Below are 18,452 nucleotides of genomic sequence, written 5' to 3'. Positions count from 1 at the left end.
CATTATGGTAGAAAAGTAAACAATGAAGGAGCGATTACATAGTGAAACGAAACCGCAGACACCGTAGAAAGACGTACATCATGAGGCGATTGACCGTCGGCCTCGCCCTGATCGGACTACTCGCCATCATCCCTGCCCTAATCGGCTTCAAGCAAGACTCAGAACCAAAAGCAGAACCATCCGCTCCGGTAGCCGTCCCCGTCAAATCCGGACCGACTTTCCCGGAGATTCCAATCAAGGAATGGACACATCAACCGATTGCAGCAGCCGAGACACCGGATCTGCTCGTCGGGTCGATGGCGTTCGTCAATTTGACGGACGGTCAGATTTTAGTAGATAAAAACGCATCGGAACGCGTCTTTCCTGCCAGTACGACAAAACTGATGACTGCCCTCCTCGCTTATGAGACGGCAGTCGACAAAGATGAGCTCGACAAAGACGTCGTCACCGTAAAACAGTCGACGCTCGATATCCCGTGGGACAGTCACATCGTCCATCTCGCAGTCGGTGACCGGCTCACCGTCCGCCAGGCGCTCTATGCGACGTTGCTCGAGTCGGGGAATGACGCCGCCAATAGCCTCGCCGAATACGTAAGCGGTTCGACATCCGAATTCGTCGACTTGATGAACGCCCGTTCGAAAGTACTCGGGTTGACCGGGACCCAATTTCGGAATGCGCACGGCTACTCCGACCCGGAACACTTTACGACTGCACTCGACATGGCTAAAATCACCTACGCGTTCGGCACGTATCCAGAGCTAGTCGACATCGCCGGGACGTACGAATACGAGGCGAAGTTTGTCGATCAGGCCGGAGATTTGAAACGACGTTGGTGGTATCACCTGGGGTCGGCCATCAACGAGCGGAGCATCCACTATTCGAAGCTCGTCACAGCAACGAAAACCGGATATACGGACGAATCAGGCTACACGATGGTGTTCTTGATGGAACGCGACGGCAAACAATACGCTTTGGTAACCATGCAAGCTAAATCGGGACAGACGTTCCCGACGATGCGTACGGTTGAACAGATTGCTTTTGGCATTACTCATGAATAAATGGACATCAACCACCCGCTCTTCCCTGTACAGGGAAGAGCGGGTGGTTGCGTTAAAACATCAGAAATTAGACGAGTTATATGACAAACAGATGACACAGGAATAACACCCACATGACTAATTGTCAGAATATTTAAACTTTAATCATGAAAAATATAGCCCTTATCCATTGATACAATGCGCTTTAGAGCCATTTTTATGAAAAGATGACAGTTTGCAATGATTGAGTAGGTCCGTTATGGTTAGTCACAAGTTCGCCGAGTCACTCAAGTTTGACGCATTTGTGTGAGATTCACACATGATTGAACTACGATTGATAAAACGACAACAATTGAACACGTACAGGAGGTAATCAAATGTTATGGCAAGAATGGGTATCCATCGCGCTTTATCTCGTGATGATGCTCCTCATCGGATACGTCGCCTATAAGCGAACGACCGATTCATCAGATTATATGTTAGGTGGCCGTAAAATGGGGCCAGGTGTTACCGCCATGTCAGCCGGAGCTTCGGATATGAGTGGTTGGATGTTAATGGGACTTCCGGGCGCAATGTACGCCACGGGATTATCAGCGATTTGGTTAGCCGTTGGATTGGTCATCGGAGCTTACTTGAACTACTTGTTAGTCGCTCCCCGTCTACGCGTCTTCACGGAGATGGCAAATGACTCGATCACGATTCCTGACTTTTTAGAGAATCGGTTCCGAGATCACTCGAACTGGCTACGGATCCTGTCTGCATCCGTTATCATCATCTTCTTCACGTTCTACACGTCAGCCGGACTTGTGTCTGGCGGGAAGTTGTTCGCAAGCTCGTTCGGGCTTGACTATCAGATGGGCGTCATCGTGACGATTAGCGTCGTCATTCTTTATACGCTCTTCGGTGGCTTCACAGCCGTCAGTTGGACAGACTTTGCACAAGGTGTCATCATGTTCCTTGCGCTCGTCCTCGTCCCAATCGTCGCTTTGACAGACGTCGGTGGTGTTTCAAACGCCGTCAACACGGCCACGACGCTCAACACGGATTTGTTCGACCTCTTTAAAGGGACGTCGACGCTCGGGATTATCGGTCTCCTCGCTTGGGGACTTGGTTACTTCGGTCAACCGCACATCATCGTCCGCTTTATGGCGATCCGTGATGTGAAATCATTGAAGACGGCACGCCGTATCGGTATGGGCTGGATGACAGTCTCGATCATCGGTGCCGTTATGACAGGTCTAGTCGGAATCGCCTACTTCCGTGGTCAAGGGAATGCCCTGGCTGACCCGGAAACGGTGTTCATCCGCTTCTCAGAAGTATTGTTCCACCCGTTCATCACTGGATTCTTGCTCGCTGCGATTCTAGCGGCGGTCATGTCGACCGTATCGTCACAGCTTCTCGTGACATCGTCAGCGTTGACAGAAGACTTCTATCGCAAGTTCTTCAATAAAGAAGCAAGTGAGAAGACGATGGTTCTCGCCGGTCGAATCGGTGTTTTAACGGTCGGAGTTGTCGCGACTCTCATGTCGCTCAGCCCGTCGAACACGATTTTGACGCTCGTCGGCTATGCGTGGGCAGGCTTCGGCTCAGCCTTTGGTCCAGCGATTCTCTTGTCGCTCTATTGGACGAAGATGACGCGCCAAGGTGCCCTCGCCGGTATCCTCGTCGGTGCCATCACGGTCATCCTTTGGATCGTGACTGGACTCTCGAGCGTGATTTATGAGATGGTGCCAGGCTTCTTCCTCAGTATGCTTGCCATCGTTCTCGTCAGCACGTTCACGAGCCAACGTGAACAAAAACGAATCAACCGTGAATTCAGTGAAATGGAAGCTGAACTCGCCGTTGCGAAAAAAGAATAACATCAATCAAAAACGCGGGCCGAACGGCTCGCGTTTTTTTGTTGCGCACGGTCACGTATCTTTACTCTAACTCGGCTTGTATTATAGATCACCGTGATCAATGCATTAAAGAAAAGCCCGCAGATATGATATCTGCGGGCTTGAGACTCGATTACATCGCTCTCGCCATGAACCATAATTGAATGAAAAATGGCACCAATACGAGGACGAGCATCGCATTGCGCATCCATCGGTTACGGTTCCAGTAGTACGCCATCAAGACGAACGGATGTAGCGCCGTCAGCTGATATGGGTTGAACCAGAACCAGGTGAGCATCAATACGATAAAGAAATATAACACAGAGCGTTGTTTCGTGGTGCGCCATTCGCGCCACATGTCGAACGCCCCTTTGAAGAATACGATAAACGTCACAATCCAAAACACCATCACAATGATACTATTCAATGACTAGACCACCTTCATGAGACATTTTCAATATAGAACCCGCCCCAGTAAATATGTCGATACGTGTATTCTTTTCCACTCTCTGCCGTGATGATGATTTCATCCTCAGTCAATACGAGCACATGGACCGGAATCTCACCTTTTCGTAACATCGGGCTAAACAGTTGAAACTGTTTGTTCAACCATTTCCGCTCCGAGAAATCACGGTAATGATGCAAGGCGAGCGACGGATGAACCAAGAACACACCAATGATCAAAGCGATGGCTCCCGGTGAGGCGGCCACTTCAAGCAGTAACGAGAGGACGAGCAGAAGTGATAAGACCGCATAACCGAACTCGAGGAGCTCCATCAAAGAGGCTCGACTGGCAATCACGTACTGCATGACGCGGAAGGCCACGTACAGTAACAGACTGACCATCACATACTGGGTGAACGGAGCGCTACTCATCTCAACGTCCAAATAGAACAAGATCGGCAGTAACATGACCCACTTCCATAATTGTAAGGCGAGGTAAAACAATGTTTGATCGATGAAACGACGATTGTGTACGAGCCGTTGCATATCCATGTTTCCCACCTCCGATTAAAAGATGTGATCTTATCGATATCATTCCCTGAATCAAAGATTGATAACAACGATTTACACGTCAACCGGATATTTCTTTTTGTTCGATGAGCGTGGCGTTCAGAAGTCCCCCGAGAAGGATGACCGAGGCCGCCAAGTAGAACCAGATCAACAAGATGATAAAGGCACCGAGCTGACCGTAAAACTGTTCATAGTTTGCATACTGTGAATAGTAGCTGAATACGTTCGAAACTGTCAAGATGCCGATTGTCGCAAAAGCCGCCCCGGCCCAGCTGTCTCGGAACGTGCCGCGATGGCTCGGCAACCACTTATAGACGAGCAGGAAGACACTGAACAGGATGAGTGTCCCGATGATCCAACGGAAGTAGAACCAAATCTGGGCATATCGGGCGACGATGTCATCGATAAAGATGATATGGGTCGCCAACTCTCGTAGCGCCGTCTCGATGACCGGGACGAGCAACGAGAACGGCAGGACGAACATGAGCGCGAGCGTCACGGCGATGTCTTGCAACACCCCGCGCCAGAACGCTTTGTTTCGGATCAGTCGATAGGCGTCGTTCAAGGAGCGAACGAGCGATTGGACGGCCATCGACGAGATCCAAAGTGCCGGTAAGATGCTGAGCGAGGCCAAGCGCAGTCTCGAATCATCAAAAATGGCTTCGATGTTCCCTTGTAACAATCGATAACTCGCTTCGGGCATCACCAAGGACAACGCCGAGATGACGTCTCCGCTCGAGAACGGCAGCCATCCGACGATGCCGAGGACGAACAATAGAAATGGGAATGTGGACAGGATGAAATAGTAAGCCAACATCGCGGCTTGATCGAAGAATCGTTCGGCAAAAAATCGTTTGAATGTGTGAAGAAATGGTTGTATCATATCGTGCGCTCTTTTCTATTTTTATTATATAAATGCGGTATGTGAAATAAAAAAGTTTCAAAAAGGAAAGGCAGGACTGGCGCTGTACGTCAATCCTTGCCTTACACTCAACTAATATTCTCTCGTTTCGCTTCCCATGCTTCGACGTGCTCTTTCCCTGGCAGCTCGACATCGTCCCGATTGAACACCGGATCGCGCCCTGCTCGTTTCTGGGCCACGTAATCATCAAGCAACAGTTTCGCGACTTTACTGAGTCGGAAGATGGCGTACATGTTCACGAGTGCCATCAGACCCATGAAGATGTCGGCGATCGACCAGACAAGCCCGGCCGAACGGACCGAACCGAACAATACCATCCCGATGACGGCGATCCGGTAAATGACGAGATACACTTTCCGTTCCGAGATGAACTCGATGTTCGTCTCCCCGTAATAGTAGTTCGCCAAGATCGAGCTGAAGGCGAATAATAAAATCGCGATCGTCATGAGCGATGTCGCGACCGGCCCGATCTCGGTGAGGAGCGCCTCTTGGGCAAGTTCGATGCCTTGGAAATCTTCAGAACCCGGCACGCCAGAAATGAGGACAATCATCGCCGTCGCCGTACAGATAAAGAGCGTATCGACGAACACGCTGAGTGACTGAATGAGACCTTGCTTGACCGGGTGACTGACCTCGGCGGTCGCAGCCGCGTTCGGGGCCGACCCCATCCCCGCCTCGTTCGAGAACAAGCCTCGGCGAATCCCTTGCAAGACGGCCGCACCGACCGCTCCGCCAAGCAGTTGTCGGAACCCGAGCACGCCTTCTGAGAAAATGGCTGAGAATACGGCCGGGACGACCTCCAAATTCGTCAAGACGACCCACAGGGCGAGCAAGATATAACCGCCAGCCATGATTGGGACGATAATCCCTGACAGTGTCGAGATGGAACGGATCCCCCCGAAGATGACGATCCCCGTCACGACGGCCAAAATAATCCCGATCCAAAGCGTGTCGATCTCGAAGACGTTGTTGACCGACAAGGCGATCGTGTTGGCCTGGACCGAGTTGAATGCAAATCCAAACGCGAACGTGATCAGAATGGCGAACACGATACCGAGCCATCGCTGACCGAGCGCCCGTTCGATATAGTAGGCCGGTCCGCCGCGCCACGCCTTGCCGTCATGCACTTTGTACACTTGGGCGAGCGTGCTCTCGACGAACGCTGACGCCGAACCGATCAACGCGATGAGCCACATCCAAAACACGGCACCCGGTCCCCCGAGTGCGATCGCGGTCGAGACGCCGGCGATATTCCCGGTCCCGACCCGTGCTGCCGTCCCGATGGCGAACGCCTGGAACGACGATACTTGTCCTTTTTCGTGCTTGATCCCTTTGACGAATAACAGCTTGAACATCTCGGGCAGCATCCGGAACTGGACGAACCCCATCCGAATCGTGAAATAAAGCCCACCGGCAATCAATACGAAAATGAGTACGTACGTCCATAACAAATCATTCGCCTGCATGACGAGCTCGCGAATGTCCATGCGCATCCCCTCCTTTTACGGAGTTATTACCCGCTCGACGGACCGCAGAAACGAGACGGTCAGCGCGAAGCCTCTTCTAGTATGCGTTCACAGAGCGCATGCGTCGTCAGACTATCGGCAGCGAGCACCGACTCGTTCGGTTCGCCGTTCAGTAGCTTGATGAACGCATCGATCATCGTCGTGAAACCGCGACGCATAAGGTTCGACTCCCACGGACTCAGAGCCCGCTCGAGCATGCCGTCGCGCGTGAAGTCATACACGCGCTCGACGTCGCGGGACACCCGCTTCAGACGCGGAGACATCACTTCCATCACTTCTTCCGTACAACCGTTGTCGCGGTTCATGATCCCGAGCGCTTCGATCCCATCCGCCGTGAATTGAATCTGCAACTGTTTCAGCGTCTCTCCTTCATAGCGCGTCCGCACCGACAAATTCTCAACCGGTGCGAGCCCCGTCAAGTAACGGAGCGTGTCGACGACGTGGACGAAATCCTCGATGATGAACTCTCGGAGCGTCGCCGGTTGATACGTGCGGTTCTTTTGAATGAGGACGAGGTTTTGGTCCGTGACTTCCTTCAAGGCCGCCGTCGCCGTCGCGAAACGACGATTGAAGCCGGTGACGAGTTCGACCCCGTTGTCTGCCGCGAGCCGCACGAGCCGCTCCGTCTCGTCGAGCGAGAACGTGACCGGCTTATCGATGAACACATGGACGCCCCGCTCGAGCACGTAGCCGACCTGGTCCGCGTGGGCCGACGTCGTCGAATGGATCAACACGCCATCCACCTCATCGAGCGGCACGTCTTGTAACGACCGGTAATGGCCGCTGAATCGGTATTTGTCGACGAGCTGCCCCGCTTTCGCCTCATCTCTCGAGACGAGATAGACGTCCACCCCTTCTAATCCGGCATAAACCGGTAAATACGCTTTTTTAGCGACATCCCCTAACCCAACAACCACGATCTTCATTTCAACATCTCTCCTCTTCGATCGACTGAACAAAACCCCATGGCGTACGCCCGGGGTCGATGGTTCACTTAATGGACGGCAAGAATCTCAAAACTCGTGATCGGCTTGCGAATCGCATCCGACACGATTTGATATAGGTCGGCGAGTTGCTCATTATCCTTTAAATCTGGCGTCCGGTCGAGCTCGACTTCACACGTTCGTGTCGTCTGTTCCTTATCTTGAAACGCATATTCAATCGTATATGTCTGCATGACACGTCTCCTCTCAAGCAATGTATACGTATGTATAGCCTGAAACGAAATGATTGAAACGCCTCGGGTGTGCGACTCAAATCGCTCGAGAGCCCCCTGTTCGACCCGTTCTCACCCATTGTACCATTCGTACCTAGGGCGACGCCTCCCCCATCTGTGACAAAATCTGTCTCGTTTGTCGGAAGCACGATTAAAACCGCCTCCAATCCGTTTGCTTGTAAATGTGGGCGAAGATTCCTAGAATGGACAAGTATGCATAAAAGACATAGGAGTTTTAACATGAAAAACAATCTTACTTATCTTGCCTTCCCGCTGGCCATGCTGTTGTTGGCTGGTTGCACGAACGAGACAGAACCGAATCCCGAGTCGAAGACGGAACCTCAGGAACAGGTTACTGTTGAGACGGAGCCCCCTGACCAGACCGGAACGAACGATTACTTCACGGGCTACGACTTGATTGAAGTCGAGGGTGGAGATTTGTCAGGCGACCGCGAGAATAATGTCGTCGTCGATATCGGATACGGGGAACGCGAGTACTGGGCGTTCACGAACGAGCACGGACAACTCGTGAAAGTGCTCGCCGACGAGATCGTCTTGCAAGATGATGAGATCGAGGACGTCACGTCTTCGGGTCGCTATTATTCAGACGAGGCGAAAGTGCCTGGTGTCGAGCATCGCGACCTCGACGAAGGGCACGTCATCGCCGATTCGCTCGGCGGCGTCTCGAACGCCTTCAACATCACTCCGCAAGACAGCACGCTCAACCGCCACGGGGACCAGGCGTACATGGAGAGCGTGATCCGGAGCGCAGGCGGGGCCACCGACTTCGAGGCCATCATCACCTATCCGGATACGGAGACACAAATCCCTTCACACTATGAGTACACATACACTGTCAAAGGAAATGTCATTACCGATTCGTTCGACAACGTGAACCCGGACGAGGTGAACGAGTCGCTCGGGCTGACCGAGAGTGCGACTGAAGCCGAGACCGTGTCTGAAGACGGTGACGTCGCGAGCATCGATATGAACGGAAACGGCCAGGTGACGATCCAAGAAGCGAAAGATGCCGGGTTCAGCATGCCGATCACCAGTGATCATTGGCTCTATCCTTACATGCATGACAATGATGGCGACGGGATGGTCGGGGAATAAGCTATTTGCATCACCCACAACGATATGAAAGAATCATCGACGTCACGCTCTTCCTGACCAAAGGGAGAGCGTTTTTTTATGGCGAGTCGATATGAGATTGTAAGACATAAAATCAAGCAAAAAAGGACCATAGACGAGTGTCTACGATCCTTCGACCAATTGTTATTTTGAGTCAGTCGACTCAACAGGGCGTCTCGGCGGACGTTTACCGAAGAACTGGTAGTACTGCGTCTCAATATTTCCGTTGTACAGCTTACGGCGTTTCGTCGCCGGACGGCCGTACGCCTTCTCGAAGTCCTCATAGCTCGTCAACATGTAGACGCTATAGCCCGGATACTTGGCGAACTGCTGGCCGATCCGCTCGTACAGGTCGATGATCTCTTCCTCGGTCTGCAACCGTTCGCCGTATGGCGGGTTACCGATGATGACACCGTACTCTTCTTTCGGCTTCAAGGCAGCCGCGTCGCTGTGGACGAACGTGATGGCGTCACGGACGTCAGCGAGCTCGGCGTTGTCCTTGGCGAGCTTGACCATGCGTGGGTCGAGGTCGATGCCGTAGATTTTGAGCGGTTTGTCCCACTCCGCTTTCTCGTTCGCTTCATTGATTGCCTCATACCAAGCTTTCTTCGGTACGCACGGCCAGTCTTGTGAACAGAACTCACGGTTGAGACCAGGTGCGATGTTGCGACCGATGAGCGCCGCCTCGATGGCGAGCGTCCCAGAACCGGTGAAGACGTCATAGAACGGCATGTCCGGCTTCCAGTTCGTCAGCTGGATCATCGCCGCGGCCATCGTCTCTTTGAGCGGTGCCTGTGAGTGAAGCTCACGGTACCCGCGACGGTGAAGCGCGTCACCTGACGTGTCGATCGTGATCGTCGCCACATCTTTCAACAAGGCGACTTCGATTGGATAGTACGCGCCTGTCTTCGGAAGCCACTCGCCCGGCTTGTCGTATCCGCGTTGCATCGCGTCGACAATCGCCTTCTCCGTGATCTTCTGACAGTCGCGGATCGAGAACAACTTCGACTTGACCGAGCGGCCGTCGACGATGAACCGGGCGTCCCACGGCATGAGATCCGTCCAAGGCAGTTCGACGACACCGTCGAACAGTTCCGTGAACGTCGTCGCTTTGAACTCGGCGACGACGAGCTTGACGCGGTCGGCCGTCCGGAGCCAAAGGTTGAGACGTGGAATGTCCTCCATCTCCGCGTCGATATAGACGCGTCCGTTCTCGACCTCACACGTGTAGCCGAGGTCACGTACTTCTTTGGCGACGAGAGCCTCGATGCCCATCGCCGCGGTGGCGATCAGTTTACGTTTTGCCATACTATCCCTACTTTCTATAGTGTAACTCCTAAAATGGTCATGTAAAAAGGAGCTCAAGTAGGATTGCTTGAACTCCTGGTCAATGTTAAATGAGAGACTATGCTGCCCTGTAAGCCATGTTCTGTACTCCGGTGCTCATAACGGTCTCCCTGGCACGATGGAGTGACAATCATCTATCTGCGCCGATTGGCGCCTTCCGTCCCGTTCGGTTCCAGTCAGGAAGTTCCCCTACCATAGTTTGGGTTTCTCGCTCGTGGGGTTTACCTCGTTCCACTCTGAACGTTTCCGATCAGACTCCGTCACTGTGGCACTTTCAAGAAGCTTGCACCATATCCGAGGACTTAGGTGCTTCTTCTGCCGTCAACTTGCGTTGCCTACACTTATCTTTTCGTGTAGCACGATCACTACAGCCATCACAGGCTGTGCGAGCATGGACTTTCCTCAAGACTTGCGTCCCGCGATTGCCCAGACCTCATAGTCACTTTACCCATTGTAGCGGATAACCCGAGAAATGACAACCGAGAACCTGAACTTGATTTTCATGGGCGTCAGCGCTAAAATAAGGCGTGTTCCATTGAACAAGGAGGGATTTTGATGCGTCAAGATGCAAAAAACGGTTGGATTCAACGACTGACCTATGTGATTGAAATCGATGACATTAAAGCGCTCCACCCGAACAACGGCGTGTTCGCCTTCTACCGGAATAATCGACTCGTTCGAGGATTCGAGCCGTTTGACATCAAAGCACCAAATGAATTGTCCAAACGTTCGTATCACTTCGACCATCATAACTTGGCCCACTTACAGGAACGTTTTCCTGAATCAATCCCGACGTTCGACGCGTCGACACAGACACGTCGCGCCTGGAGCGACGACGTCCGCGTCGGCCTCTGCGAGATCATCGTCGACGGGAAACTGAGTTTTGAACATATCGACGATAACGGCAACGTCTTAGAAGCGAATATCCGTTGGAGTGGTGAAGCCATCACGAAAACATAAATCAACACCCGAAGCCAGCACTGGCTCCGGGTGTTTTTTTATGTCGATTCCGCCGAAGTATCCGTCTCGACTTGAACCGGTTGCGGCACATATTTGACCGTCACCACTTTTTCAGTGACGTCGGTCGGCTTCAACAGCACCGTATAGGCCGATCCCGTGTCACCACGAACGGGGAACTTGCCCGGTACATGAAGCGCCTCATAGACGACTTTCTTGTTCGCGTCGAGCACGGTGACGACGCCTTTTCGGGACGTGGTCAACTCGAACGTCCCGGCATCGGCCGCTCTGACCGTGACTAGCGGCTTGACGGCGTTCACATAGGTGAACGAACGATTGACCGAGCGTTTGTGTTTCCCGTCAGTGACGGTGGCATTCAGGCGATATTTCCCGCTCGGTAACCAATCTCCTCCGGCGTACATCGTGAACATCGATTTCCCGGCTGAGAGTGTTTTCACTTTACGCGTTCCTTGATACAACGTATACGTCGTCTTCAAGTTCGACTTTTTCATGACCGTCAGTTTCGCTTCTTTCACATAGCGGCTCTTGAGCGTCGATGGCGCGGAGAGCGCGACCGGTCGTGGTGTCGCATCGATCAGCCGCTTCGTGTTGAGCTCGGTATACGTCTTCCCGCTCGCACGTGGCATTTTTTGAAGCAAAGCATCGATGTCGGCCGGCGTCAGGAACGGGTTGACCGATTTGACGAGCGCGATCCCAGACGACACCATCGGCGCCGCCATCGATGTCCCGTCCATGTAGACGAAGCTATTTTTCACGCCGAGCGACAAGACATTCACTCCGGGCGCCACGATTTTGACTTGGCTGTCCATATTGCTAAAAGCAGCGACACGGCGATTTGCGTCGATCGCCCCGACCGCGATGACTTCTTTCATATTCGCCGGGAACGACGTTTTCTTCTTCCCGTCATTCCCGGATGAGGCGACGATGACGACACCTTTGGCACGGGCGCGACGAATCGAGTCGGCGAGGACGCGGTCATAGTCTTGACCTCCGAGCGACATGTTGATGACGTTCGCCCCTTTCGCGACCGCCGTGTCCACCGCCTTGGCGACCGTCCAAGAATCCGTGTATTCCGAATTTTTGCCGTAAAAGACGTTATAAAAATGATAACGCACGTTCGGAGCGAGCCCTGCCATTCCGAACTTGTTGTGACGTCCGGACATGATGCCGGCCGTGTGCGTGCCGTGATAGTCGACACTATACGGGCCTTTCATCGAGTTGACGACACGCGGGACGTTATACAGCTCTTTATGACTCCGGTCGGCCGATGAATCGATCAATGCGATGACGATGTCCGACGCCCCTCGGGTCGTATTCCACGTCAAGTCGGTACCCGTTTGCTTGATATAGTATTGATGACCGACCCTAGGCTCGGCCACGACATAGCCGTGCTTTTCCAACAGCACCGGTTTGGCCGCGTCCACAGACGTCGGGACTAGCAGCGCGAGCGCTGCTGCAATCATAATTTTTTTCATCGCCTTCCGCTCCAATCCACACTTCATAAGATGACCCCATTATCTCAAATCACGCGGTCGATTTCCCTTTTTTTCAAAAAATAGATTGTGACATTTTTGCGACGCTTACCAATAGTCCGGCTGGTCAGGGTCATTCATCTCGTATTCAACGATTTTTCCGATCGTCAAATACGTGTAATAGCGCGCCAGCTCCGTCCGATACGGGTCAGGTGTGAATCCGTCCAAGTCCTCGCCGAGCGGTGAGCCGTCGATCGTCTCGAACTGTTGACAGAAGAACGATTCCGTCTCCTTGTCCCAGACGATATTGTCGCCGATATAGCCGCTCCCGAACCGGATATAATCGATGATGGAAGGCACGATCACCTCGGCCGGAAGCCGCTCACTCATGCGGCCGACCAATTCATAGCGGTCCCGATCGGCATACTCGGCTTGGTCGAGGGACGTACATTTCAAGACCTCTTTATTGATTTCAATCAAGACGACATAGTCCCCCGGATCAATCGATAGCTTCATCTCATCACCTCATCTCAACTTCCACATAGCTTTATCTTAACAAATATTCGGAACGAAACCGCGAAATCCTGTATGCCTGTAAAATTTTCCATCTGGTCGATTCATACAACATGACGAAATCTGTTTTTGGTATACTGAATGAGATGACATGAAGAGAGGAAGTGCAGTATGGCCAAACGCCCTTTGACCCCTCGCGAGAGTGAATTGATCGCCACGGCCTTGTTCGTCGTCGGGAACGTCCCTTACGTCGGGCACATCGACCGGCTCGAGTCGATCACGCTCCGGGATATCGCAGACGACTATTTGAGTGGAAAAAATTCCGTCGCCGACGCCGTCGAGGCGCTCGACCAATACATCTATGTCCGACGACACCGTTTCAAAAACGTCACGCCGAACAACCTTTGGACGCTTGACGATCGGACCGAGCAGGAGGCACTCCGCTATATCGTGCGCCGGCCTGAGCTGAAGAAAGGCGAGACGCTCAGCAAAAAGGATCAACCGTTCACTGTGGGCCAAGATATCGAGTTCAAGGTCGATAAACAGCTCGACCGCGGCCAGTTCCGGATTTACATCGGTAAACTGAACGGCTACACGGTGAAAGCCCAGTCGAAAGATAAGGAAAAACTCAAATCGGTCAAAGGATGGATCACCCACCTCGACCGGAAAGACCGACTCGTTTTTGTCAACATTTCCGAGTTCGGGCGCGAACCGATCGACCCGGCCGCCAAAGTCCGGCTTGAGGCGATGAGCGCCGCGCTGCTCGGCTGGTTCGCCACCGCCACGTTACCAACCGAGGATGAAGCGATGACGGCCAAACAGATGATTGCCACGCTCCAGCGCCGTGACCAACCGTACTGGTTCACGTTGACCGTCGCGATGAACCATCCGAAGCCCGAGCACGTCAAGCGTTGGGGCACAGTCGTCAACCTGCTCGTCAAGGCGAGCGCCGGCGACGCTTCTGCTCTTGAGACACTCGAGGCGCAAGAAGACAAGTATTTCAAAGATGCCTTTTTGCGGGCGCTTCGGGCCTTGCATAAAGAACTGACCAAAACGACATAACATGCAGGTGACCTGCCACGGGTCACCTGTTTTCGGTGTCGTGATAGAAAGGAAGAGAGCGATGCACGTACTGATTGTAGAGGACGATTTGGCTATCCTTCACCTCGTTGAGACCACGCTACAGCGAGCCGGACATACGGTGACAGCGGTCATGGATGGGGCCGACGCCGAGCGACTGTTTATGGCGAACCCTGCCGATGCCGCGATCATCGACATCTTGCTGCCCGGCCTCGACGGACGGACGCTCTGCTCACGTCTGAAGCAACTGACGGACATTCCCGTCATTTTATTGACCGCCCTCGGGGAATGGGAAGAAAAACGAAGCGGCTTCGAACACGGAGCCGATGATTATATGACGAAACCGTTCATCCCGGAAGAGCTGCTGTTCCGCCTTCAAGCCGTCGCAAAACGTTACGCCAAAAATGCGGCCACACTCGTCACAGTCGGACCGCTCAAGCTCGACTTGCGCGATTATCGCCTTGAACTGAACAGTGAGACGATCCACCTGCCGAAAAAGGAGTTCGAGCTGCTCTATCAGCTGGCGGCGTTCCCGGGCCGGGTGTTCACCCGGGATGAACTGATCGAACAAGTATGGGGCCTTGACTTTGAGGGCGACGACCGGACCGTCGACGTGCACATCAAACGACTCCGAGGCCGCTTGCATGACGACACGATCACGATTCGAACGGTTCGGGGCGTCGGCTATACGCTCGAGGTCTCGCCATGAAGACGCTCTATACCCGGATCGTCCTGACCGTGTTCATGATTTTGCTCTTGTCCGGCGCCATCGCCCTTCTCGTCAGCAATGTCGCCTATTACGTCTGGTGGCAGCCGTCCTACAGCGAAAAGACCGAACAGACGGCACAAGCCGCCCTTGACTACTTCGAGACGCATACGGACGGTGAGGCATCGGCCTTTTATCGTTTGCTCGCTCAGACGGGCTATCAACTCCTCGTCGTGCGTCCTGACGGTGAGATCGACCGCTATGGAGGTTCGTTCCGGGACGAGCAACTCGACGAAGCCGTCATCGCCTCGGTCCGGTCCGGCGAACGCTACGACGGGATGCGCGCTTATCCGTTCCACTTGTTTTGGCTCGGCTTGTTCGACAATGAAGTCGTCAACACGTATGGCTTCAGCCTGGACGGGGAAGATGCCGTCTTCATCCGCCCCGACCTTGGCGCCCAAATCCGAGAATTGCACTTGTTCGTCGGCTTGTTCTTTGCACTCCTGACCGGGCTCGCCTTCATCTTGATCGCCCTATCGACAAGCCTGATCGTCCGACCGGTGCGCACATTGACGGATGCGACTCGCTCCGTCGCATCCGGGGCCCGTCCGCTCGATCTCCCGACCGAGCGCAACGATGAGATTGGAACCCTCGCCCGTCGTTTCTCTGACATGGTCGACTCACTGGAGAAATCCGAGGGTGAACGGCGTCGCTTCGTCTCAAGCGTCTCGCACGAATTCCAAACACCGCTCACCTCAATCAAAGGCTACGCCTCGGAACTGGCCGCCCGAACCGAAGGGGACGCCTTGATGTATGCCGGGATCATTCGTGACGAGACGGATCGCCTCTCGGATTTGACAAAACAGTTGCTCCTGCTCGCCCGGCTCGACGAGTCGAACGTGTCGCTCTCCGAACAAGTCGATGTGAGCGCATCGATCGAGGACGTCATTCGTCGCCATGCGTTCCAGCTGGATGAGAAAGGGATCGCCGTCGCGACAGAGCTTGACACATCGCTCGTCGTGACCGGCGACCCGCTCTTATTGGCCCAAGTCTGGACCAACTTGTTGACGAACGCGATTCACGCCTCTCATGACGGGGGGCTGATCACCATCAAAGCGTATGCAGCCGATCGTCCGACCGTCTCGATTCAAGATGCCGGCGTCGGAATGGATGAGGCGACACAGGCACGCCTATTCGAACGTTTCTATAAAGGAGATGTCTCTCGGACCGGCCGGGGCACCGGTCTCGGACTTGCTATTGCCCAAGACATCGTCCGCCTGCATGGCGGTGAGATGACGGTCGAATCCCATCTCGGGACAGGAAGCACCTTTTACGTCCGGTTTTAGTCCCGTTCATATTCTGTTCATATCCGTCAGTTATGCTTCCTTCATCGCTATGAAGGAGGCTTTTTTGTATGAATTTAGCATTTAAAGAAATGTGGCGGCAAAAACGAAAATTTTCATTGATTTTTGTCATCACCCTACTCATTGTCTTATTGTCGACGCTGATCACCGGGCTTGCCGATGGGCTCGCCTATGACAACGGGGCCAGTTTGCGTGAACTCGACACCGAGACGTTTCAGTTGGCTGAGGATGCGGACGGGCAACTGACCCGCTCGTTCATCGAACTGCCGACGCCAGAAACGCTTACACCGCTCGGGGTCAAACCGTTGACACTCGTCGATGGGACCGTGAAACAGGACGCCACGCTATTCACGTTACCGCGGGATTCTGACATCGGGCCCGCCCTCGACCTCGCCGTCGGCGAAGTCCTCGTCGATCCAAGCTTTCTCGGGGACTTTAAACTCGGGGACACGATTCAAGATTTCACGACCGGCTACTCATTCACCATCGCGGGGACGACGGACGGACGTTACAGTCATGCACCCGTCATGTGGGCATCGATGGAGACGTGGGAGGCGTTCCAGGCAGACAGCGGACAACCCGAATACGTCTCGGCTTGGCTCGGGGAAACTGAGACGTCGCTCGCAACGCTCTCCAAACAAGACGTCGTCGAGGCCGTCCCGGGCTATACAGCCGAACAAGGCACGTTCACGATGATGCGCGGCTTCTTGTTGTTCATCGGTGCGTTCATCTTGACCGCATTCTTTTATATGTTGACGCTCCAGAAACTGCCAGAACTCGGAATTTTGAAAGCGATCGGGATTCGCCCTCGTGTGATCGGCACGGCGCTCGTCACGCAAGTCATGGCAACGGTGCTCGTCGCGAGCCTGTCGGCAGCCGCCTTGACGGCCCTCGTCGCCTCGTTCGTCCCAACTGATATCCCATTCCGTTTCGATGCGGGACATGTGCTGCTCTACAGTGTGATCATGTTCGGGCTCTCACTCATCGGTACGTTGTTACCGCTTTGGAAACTGCGTCACCTTGACGCCGCCGACGCTTTAGGAGGGACATTACAATGAAATTGATGAACATCAGCCACGCCTATGACGGACAATCTGTGTTGCGTGGAATCGATTTGCAGGTCGATGCCGGGGAATGTATCGGCATCATCGGACCGAGCGGCAGCGGGAAAAGTACCTTGCTCCAAATTCTCGGACTATTGAAACGACCGGTGTCGGGACAGGTCGAGCTCGAAGGACAAGACTTGCTCGGTGCCACTGAAGAAGAGCGACGCCTCTTGAGGCTGAACGAAATCGGATTTGTGTTCCAGCAAGCACATCTCGTCCCTTACTTGACGGTCCGGGAACAACTCGAGCTCGTCCAGGCCGAGAGCGAGTCGAAACAAGATCCGATTCGGCTGCTCGACGCGCTCGGTTTGGGGCATCGTCTCGACCAGTTACCAGGGCAACTGTCCGGAGGCGAACGTCAACGTGTCGCGGTCGCTCGGGCCTTGGTCAATCGCCCCCGACTGATTTTGGCCGATGAGCCGACGGCGAGCCTCGATTATGAGAATGGCCGACGGGTGATGGAGTTGCTCGTTACTGAGGCACGGATGAGTGCGCGACGGGTCATCGTTATCACCCATGACGAACGGATGCTCGACGTCTGTGACCGGGTCCTCATGCTTCAGGACGGCCTGCTCCAACCGTCGCCCCGGCATCAAAACAGGGAAGACCGCGATTGAGGCGGCCTTCCCTGTTGTTTGTCAGATGACGTGCGCGTGAAGTGGCTCCTCAATCGATGCACTTACGAGTTTTCCTAAATGATGCGTCAACCAGGCGTTGAAACCGATGATGAGTGTCATGTTCCCATGCTCGTCGATTCCGGCCGAATCGACCCGGATTAGTCTTTCCTCGATATGTTGCGAGACGAGAGTGATGCGGGCGAGCGCTAGGACTGATTGGAAGACCTCGTCCGCCGATGACCCAATCGCTTGCGCCACGTCCGACACGGACAGTTCGATCGGTCGTGCCGGCTCAAGCACATAGCGGTCAATCAGCACATCGAGTACCATCGCATGCTGACGATGGCCGTTGACCGGGGCACGATAGAAGGTCACCCCTTCGGCGGTCTTGTAATCCACCTGCCCCGTCAAGCACGCGTGCAGCAACTGAACCATCACCTCTCGCCCCATCGCTTCGTCTCCTCCCGCTTCACCTTGATGATTGTCTGGTTCCATCATAGCAAGACGATACTGCTCAAACGAACGGGACAATCATCGGTAAGT

Annotated in this window: 19 protein-coding genes and 1 other RNA gene; 9 read left to right on the top strand and 11 right to left on the bottom strand. The window is 53.9% G+C overall.

Annotated features, from left to right (window positions below):
• Positions 1–80 precede the first annotated feature (80 nt).
• Both KNP86_RS06345 and putP read left to right on the top strand, forming a co-directional pair.
• Positions 81–1,058 carry a D-alanyl-D-alanine carboxypeptidase family protein gene (locus tag KNP86_RS06345; protein WP_034777667.1) on the top strand — a complete coding sequence of 326 codons (978 nt, stop codon included), beginning with the start codon at positions 81–83 and terminating at the stop codon, positions 1,056–1,058.
• A gap of 356 nt (positions 1,059–1,414) precedes the next feature.
• On the top strand, positions 1,415–2,896 hold the full coding sequence (putP, locus tag KNP86_RS06340; RefSeq protein WP_214753258.1) for a sodium/proline symporter PutP: 1,482 nt from the start codon (positions 1,415–1,417) through the stop codon (positions 2,894–2,896).
• Between the two features lie 151 nt (positions 2,897–3,047).
• Here putP and KNP86_RS06335 read toward each other — a convergent pair whose 3' ends face one another.
• From KNP86_RS06335 to KNP86_RS06310, 6 genes are all read right to left on the bottom strand, one after another.
• On the bottom strand, positions 3,048–3,341 hold the full coding sequence (locus KNP86_RS06335) for a hypothetical protein (RefSeq protein ID WP_233004283.1): 294 nt from the start codon (positions 3,339–3,341) through the stop codon (positions 3,048–3,050).
• Between the two features lie 14 nt (positions 3,342–3,355).
• The gene (locus KNP86_RS06330; protein WP_034777669.1) at positions 3,356–3,910 is read right to left on the bottom strand and encodes a hypothetical protein; all 555 of its coding nucleotides are present in this window, start codon (positions 3,908–3,910) and stop codon (positions 3,356–3,358) included.
• 79 nt (positions 3,911–3,989) lie between these two features.
• A complete protein-coding gene (locus KNP86_RS06325; RefSeq protein ID WP_034777670.1) occupies positions 3,990–4,811 on the bottom strand; it encodes a YihY/virulence factor BrkB family protein in 822 nt (273 codons plus the stop codon).
• A gap of 107 nt (positions 4,812–4,918) precedes the next feature.
• On the bottom strand, positions 4,919–6,337 hold the full coding sequence (locus tag KNP86_RS06320; protein ID WP_034777671.1) for an alanine/glycine:cation symporter family protein: 1,419 nt from the start codon (positions 6,335–6,337) through the stop codon (positions 4,919–4,921).
• 59 nt (positions 6,338–6,396) lie between these two features.
• Positions 6,397–7,302, bottom strand: a complete 906-nt coding sequence (locus KNP86_RS06315) for a Gfo/Idh/MocA family protein (RefSeq protein ID WP_214753257.1) — start codon at positions 7,300–7,302, stop codon at positions 6,397–6,399.
• A gap of 68 nt (positions 7,303–7,370) precedes the next feature.
• Positions 7,371–7,553, bottom strand: coding sequence for a hypothetical protein (locus KNP86_RS06310; RefSeq protein WP_034777673.1), 183 nt, complete (start codon positions 7,551–7,553; stop codon positions 7,371–7,373).
• Between the two features lie 279 nt (positions 7,554–7,832).
• Between KNP86_RS06310 and KNP86_RS06305 the strand changes: the two genes are divergently transcribed.
• Positions 7,833–8,708 carry a DNA/RNA non-specific endonuclease gene (locus KNP86_RS06305; RefSeq protein WP_214753255.1) on the top strand — a complete coding sequence of 292 codons (876 nt, stop codon included), beginning with the start codon at positions 7,833–7,835 and terminating at the stop codon, positions 8,706–8,708.
• A 162-nt stretch (positions 8,709–8,870) separates the two neighbouring features.
• On the opposite strand, the gene KNP86_RS06300 is transcribed toward KNP86_RS06305, so the two are convergent.
• A complete protein-coding gene (locus KNP86_RS06300; protein WP_114166232.1) occupies positions 8,871–10,034 on the bottom strand; it encodes a THUMP domain-containing class I SAM-dependent RNA methyltransferase in 1,164 nt (387 codons plus the stop codon).
• Positions 10,035–10,139: 105 nt separating this feature from the next.
• Positions 10,140–10,507: RNase P RNA component class B (gene rnpB, locus KNP86_RS06295), an RNA gene on the bottom strand.
• A gap of 121 nt (positions 10,508–10,628) precedes the next feature.
• Here rnpB and KNP86_RS06290 point away from each other — a divergent pair.
• Complete coding sequence (locus KNP86_RS06290) at positions 10,629–11,033, top strand: hypothetical protein (protein WP_214753253.1); 405 nt, start codon at positions 10,629–10,631, stop codon at positions 11,031–11,033.
• Positions 11,034–11,071: 38 nt separating this feature from the next.
• Here the strand turns inward: KNP86_RS06290 and KNP86_RS06285 are convergent, their stop codons facing one another.
• Positions 11,072–12,553, bottom strand: a complete 1,482-nt coding sequence (locus KNP86_RS06285) for a S8 family peptidase (RefSeq protein ID WP_251130437.1) — start codon at positions 12,551–12,553, stop codon at positions 11,072–11,074.
• A gap of 78 nt (positions 12,554–12,631) precedes the next feature.
• On the bottom strand, positions 12,632–13,039 hold the full coding sequence (locus KNP86_RS06280; RefSeq protein ID WP_214753251.1) for a hypothetical protein: 408 nt from the start codon (positions 13,037–13,039) through the stop codon (positions 12,632–12,634).
• Between the two features lie 168 nt (positions 13,040–13,207).
• Here KNP86_RS06280 and KNP86_RS06275 point away from each other — a divergent pair, with 168 nt between their 5' ends.
• From KNP86_RS06275 to KNP86_RS06255, 5 genes are all read left to right on the top strand, one after another.
• Entirely contained in the window at positions 13,208–14,098 is an 891-nt protein-coding gene (locus tag KNP86_RS06275; protein WP_034777683.1) for a hypothetical protein, read from the top strand.
• 61 nt (positions 14,099–14,159) lie between these two features.
• Complete coding sequence (locus KNP86_RS06270; RefSeq protein WP_034777685.1) at positions 14,160–14,825, top strand: response regulator transcription factor; 666 nt, start codon at positions 14,160–14,162, stop codon at positions 14,823–14,825.
• Positions 14,822–16,168 (top strand): sensor histidine kinase, encoded by a 1,347-nt coding sequence (locus KNP86_RS06265; RefSeq protein ID WP_214753249.1) that lies wholly within the window; start codon positions 14,822–14,824, stop codon positions 16,166–16,168. Before KNP86_RS06270 ends, KNP86_RS06265 begins: the two co-directional genes overlap by 4 nt.
• Before the next feature lie 68 nt (positions 16,169–16,236).
• Positions 16,237–17,244: an ABC transporter permease gene (locus KNP86_RS06260; RefSeq protein ID WP_138859379.1), complete on the top strand. Its 1,008-nt coding sequence runs from the start codon at positions 16,237–16,239 to the stop codon at positions 17,242–17,244.
• Positions 17,241–17,909, top strand: a complete 669-nt coding sequence (locus KNP86_RS06255; protein ID WP_052090128.1) for an ABC transporter ATP-binding protein — start codon at positions 17,241–17,243, stop codon at positions 17,907–17,909. Before KNP86_RS06260 ends, KNP86_RS06255 begins: the two co-directional genes overlap by 4 nt.
• A 21-nt stretch (positions 17,910–17,930) precedes the next feature.
• Here the strand turns inward: KNP86_RS06255 and KNP86_RS06250 are convergent, their stop codons facing one another.
• Complete coding sequence (locus tag KNP86_RS06250; RefSeq protein WP_214753247.1) at positions 17,931–18,359, bottom strand: hypothetical protein; 429 nt, start codon at positions 18,357–18,359, stop codon at positions 17,931–17,933.
• Positions 18,360–18,452 lie beyond the last annotated feature (93 nt).

The sequence above is a fragment of the Exiguobacterium sp. s16 genome (assembly GCF_018618115.1).
GTDB classification, from domain to species: Bacteria; Bacillota; Bacilli; order Exiguobacteriales; family Exiguobacteriaceae; genus Exiguobacterium; species Exiguobacterium mexicanum_A.
Note: the sequence above shows the minus strand (reverse complement) of the source record. Positions and strands in the feature narration are given on the sequence as shown.

Bases quoted from the DNA above. Each gene is read 5' to 3' on its own strand.
- putP (WP_214753258.1), top strand. From the start codon at position 1,415: ATGTTATGGCAAGAATGGGTATCCATCGCGCTTTATCTCGTGATGATG.
- KNP86_RS06345 (WP_034777667.1), top strand. From the start codon at position 81: ATGAGGCGATTGACCGTCGGCCTCGCCCTGATCGGACTACTCGCCATC.
- KNP86_RS06260 (WP_138859379.1), top strand. From the start codon at position 16,237: ATGAATTTAGCATTTAAAGAAATGTGGCGGCAAAAACGAAAATTTTCA.
- KNP86_RS06290 (WP_214753253.1), top strand. From the start codon at position 10,629: ATGCGTCAAGATGCAAAAAACGGTTGGATTCAACGACTGACCTATGTG.
- KNP86_RS06325 (WP_034777670.1), bottom strand. From the start codon at position 4,811: ATGATACAACCATTTCTTCACACATTCAAACGATTTTTTGCCGAACGA.
- KNP86_RS06320 (WP_034777671.1), bottom strand. From the start codon at position 6,337: ATGGACATTCGCGAGCTCGTCATGCAGGCGAATGATTTGTTATGGACG.
- KNP86_RS06315 (WP_214753257.1), bottom strand. From the start codon at position 7,302: ATGAAGATCGTGGTTGTTGGGTTAGGGGATGTCGCTAAAAAAGCGTAT.
- KNP86_RS06255 (WP_052090128.1), top strand. From the start codon at position 17,241: ATGAAATTGATGAACATCAGCCACGCCTATGACGGACAATCTGTGTTG.
- KNP86_RS06275 (WP_034777683.1), top strand. From the start codon at position 13,208: ATGGCCAAACGCCCTTTGACCCCTCGCGAGAGTGAATTGATCGCCACG.
- KNP86_RS06300 (WP_114166232.1), bottom strand. From the start codon at position 10,034: ATGGCAAAACGTAAACTGATCGCCACCGCGGCGATGGGCATCGAGGCT.
- KNP86_RS06285 (WP_251130437.1), bottom strand. From the start codon at position 12,553: ATGAAGTGTGGATTGGAGCGGAAGGCGATGAAAAAAATTATGATTGCA.
- KNP86_RS06330 (WP_034777669.1), bottom strand. From the start codon at position 3,910: ATGGATATGCAACGGCTCGTACACAATCGTCGTTTCATCGATCAAACA.
- KNP86_RS06280 (WP_214753251.1), bottom strand. From the start codon at position 13,039: ATGAAGCTATCGATTGATCCGGGGGACTATGTCGTCTTGATTGAAATC.
- KNP86_RS06265 (WP_214753249.1), top strand. From the start codon at position 14,822: ATGAAGACGCTCTATACCCGGATCGTCCTGACCGTGTTCATGATTTTG.
- KNP86_RS06305 (WP_214753255.1), top strand. From the start codon at position 7,833: ATGAAAAACAATCTTACTTATCTTGCCTTCCCGCTGGCCATGCTGTTG.
- KNP86_RS06270 (WP_034777685.1), top strand. From the start codon at position 14,160: ATGCACGTACTGATTGTAGAGGACGATTTGGCTATCCTTCACCTCGTT.
- KNP86_RS06310 (WP_034777673.1), bottom strand. From the start codon at position 7,553: ATGCAGACATATACGATTGAATATGCGTTTCAAGATAAGGAACAGACG.
- KNP86_RS06250 (WP_214753247.1), bottom strand. From the start codon at position 18,359: ATGGGGCGAGAGGTGATGGTTCAGTTGCTGCACGCGTGCTTGACGGGG.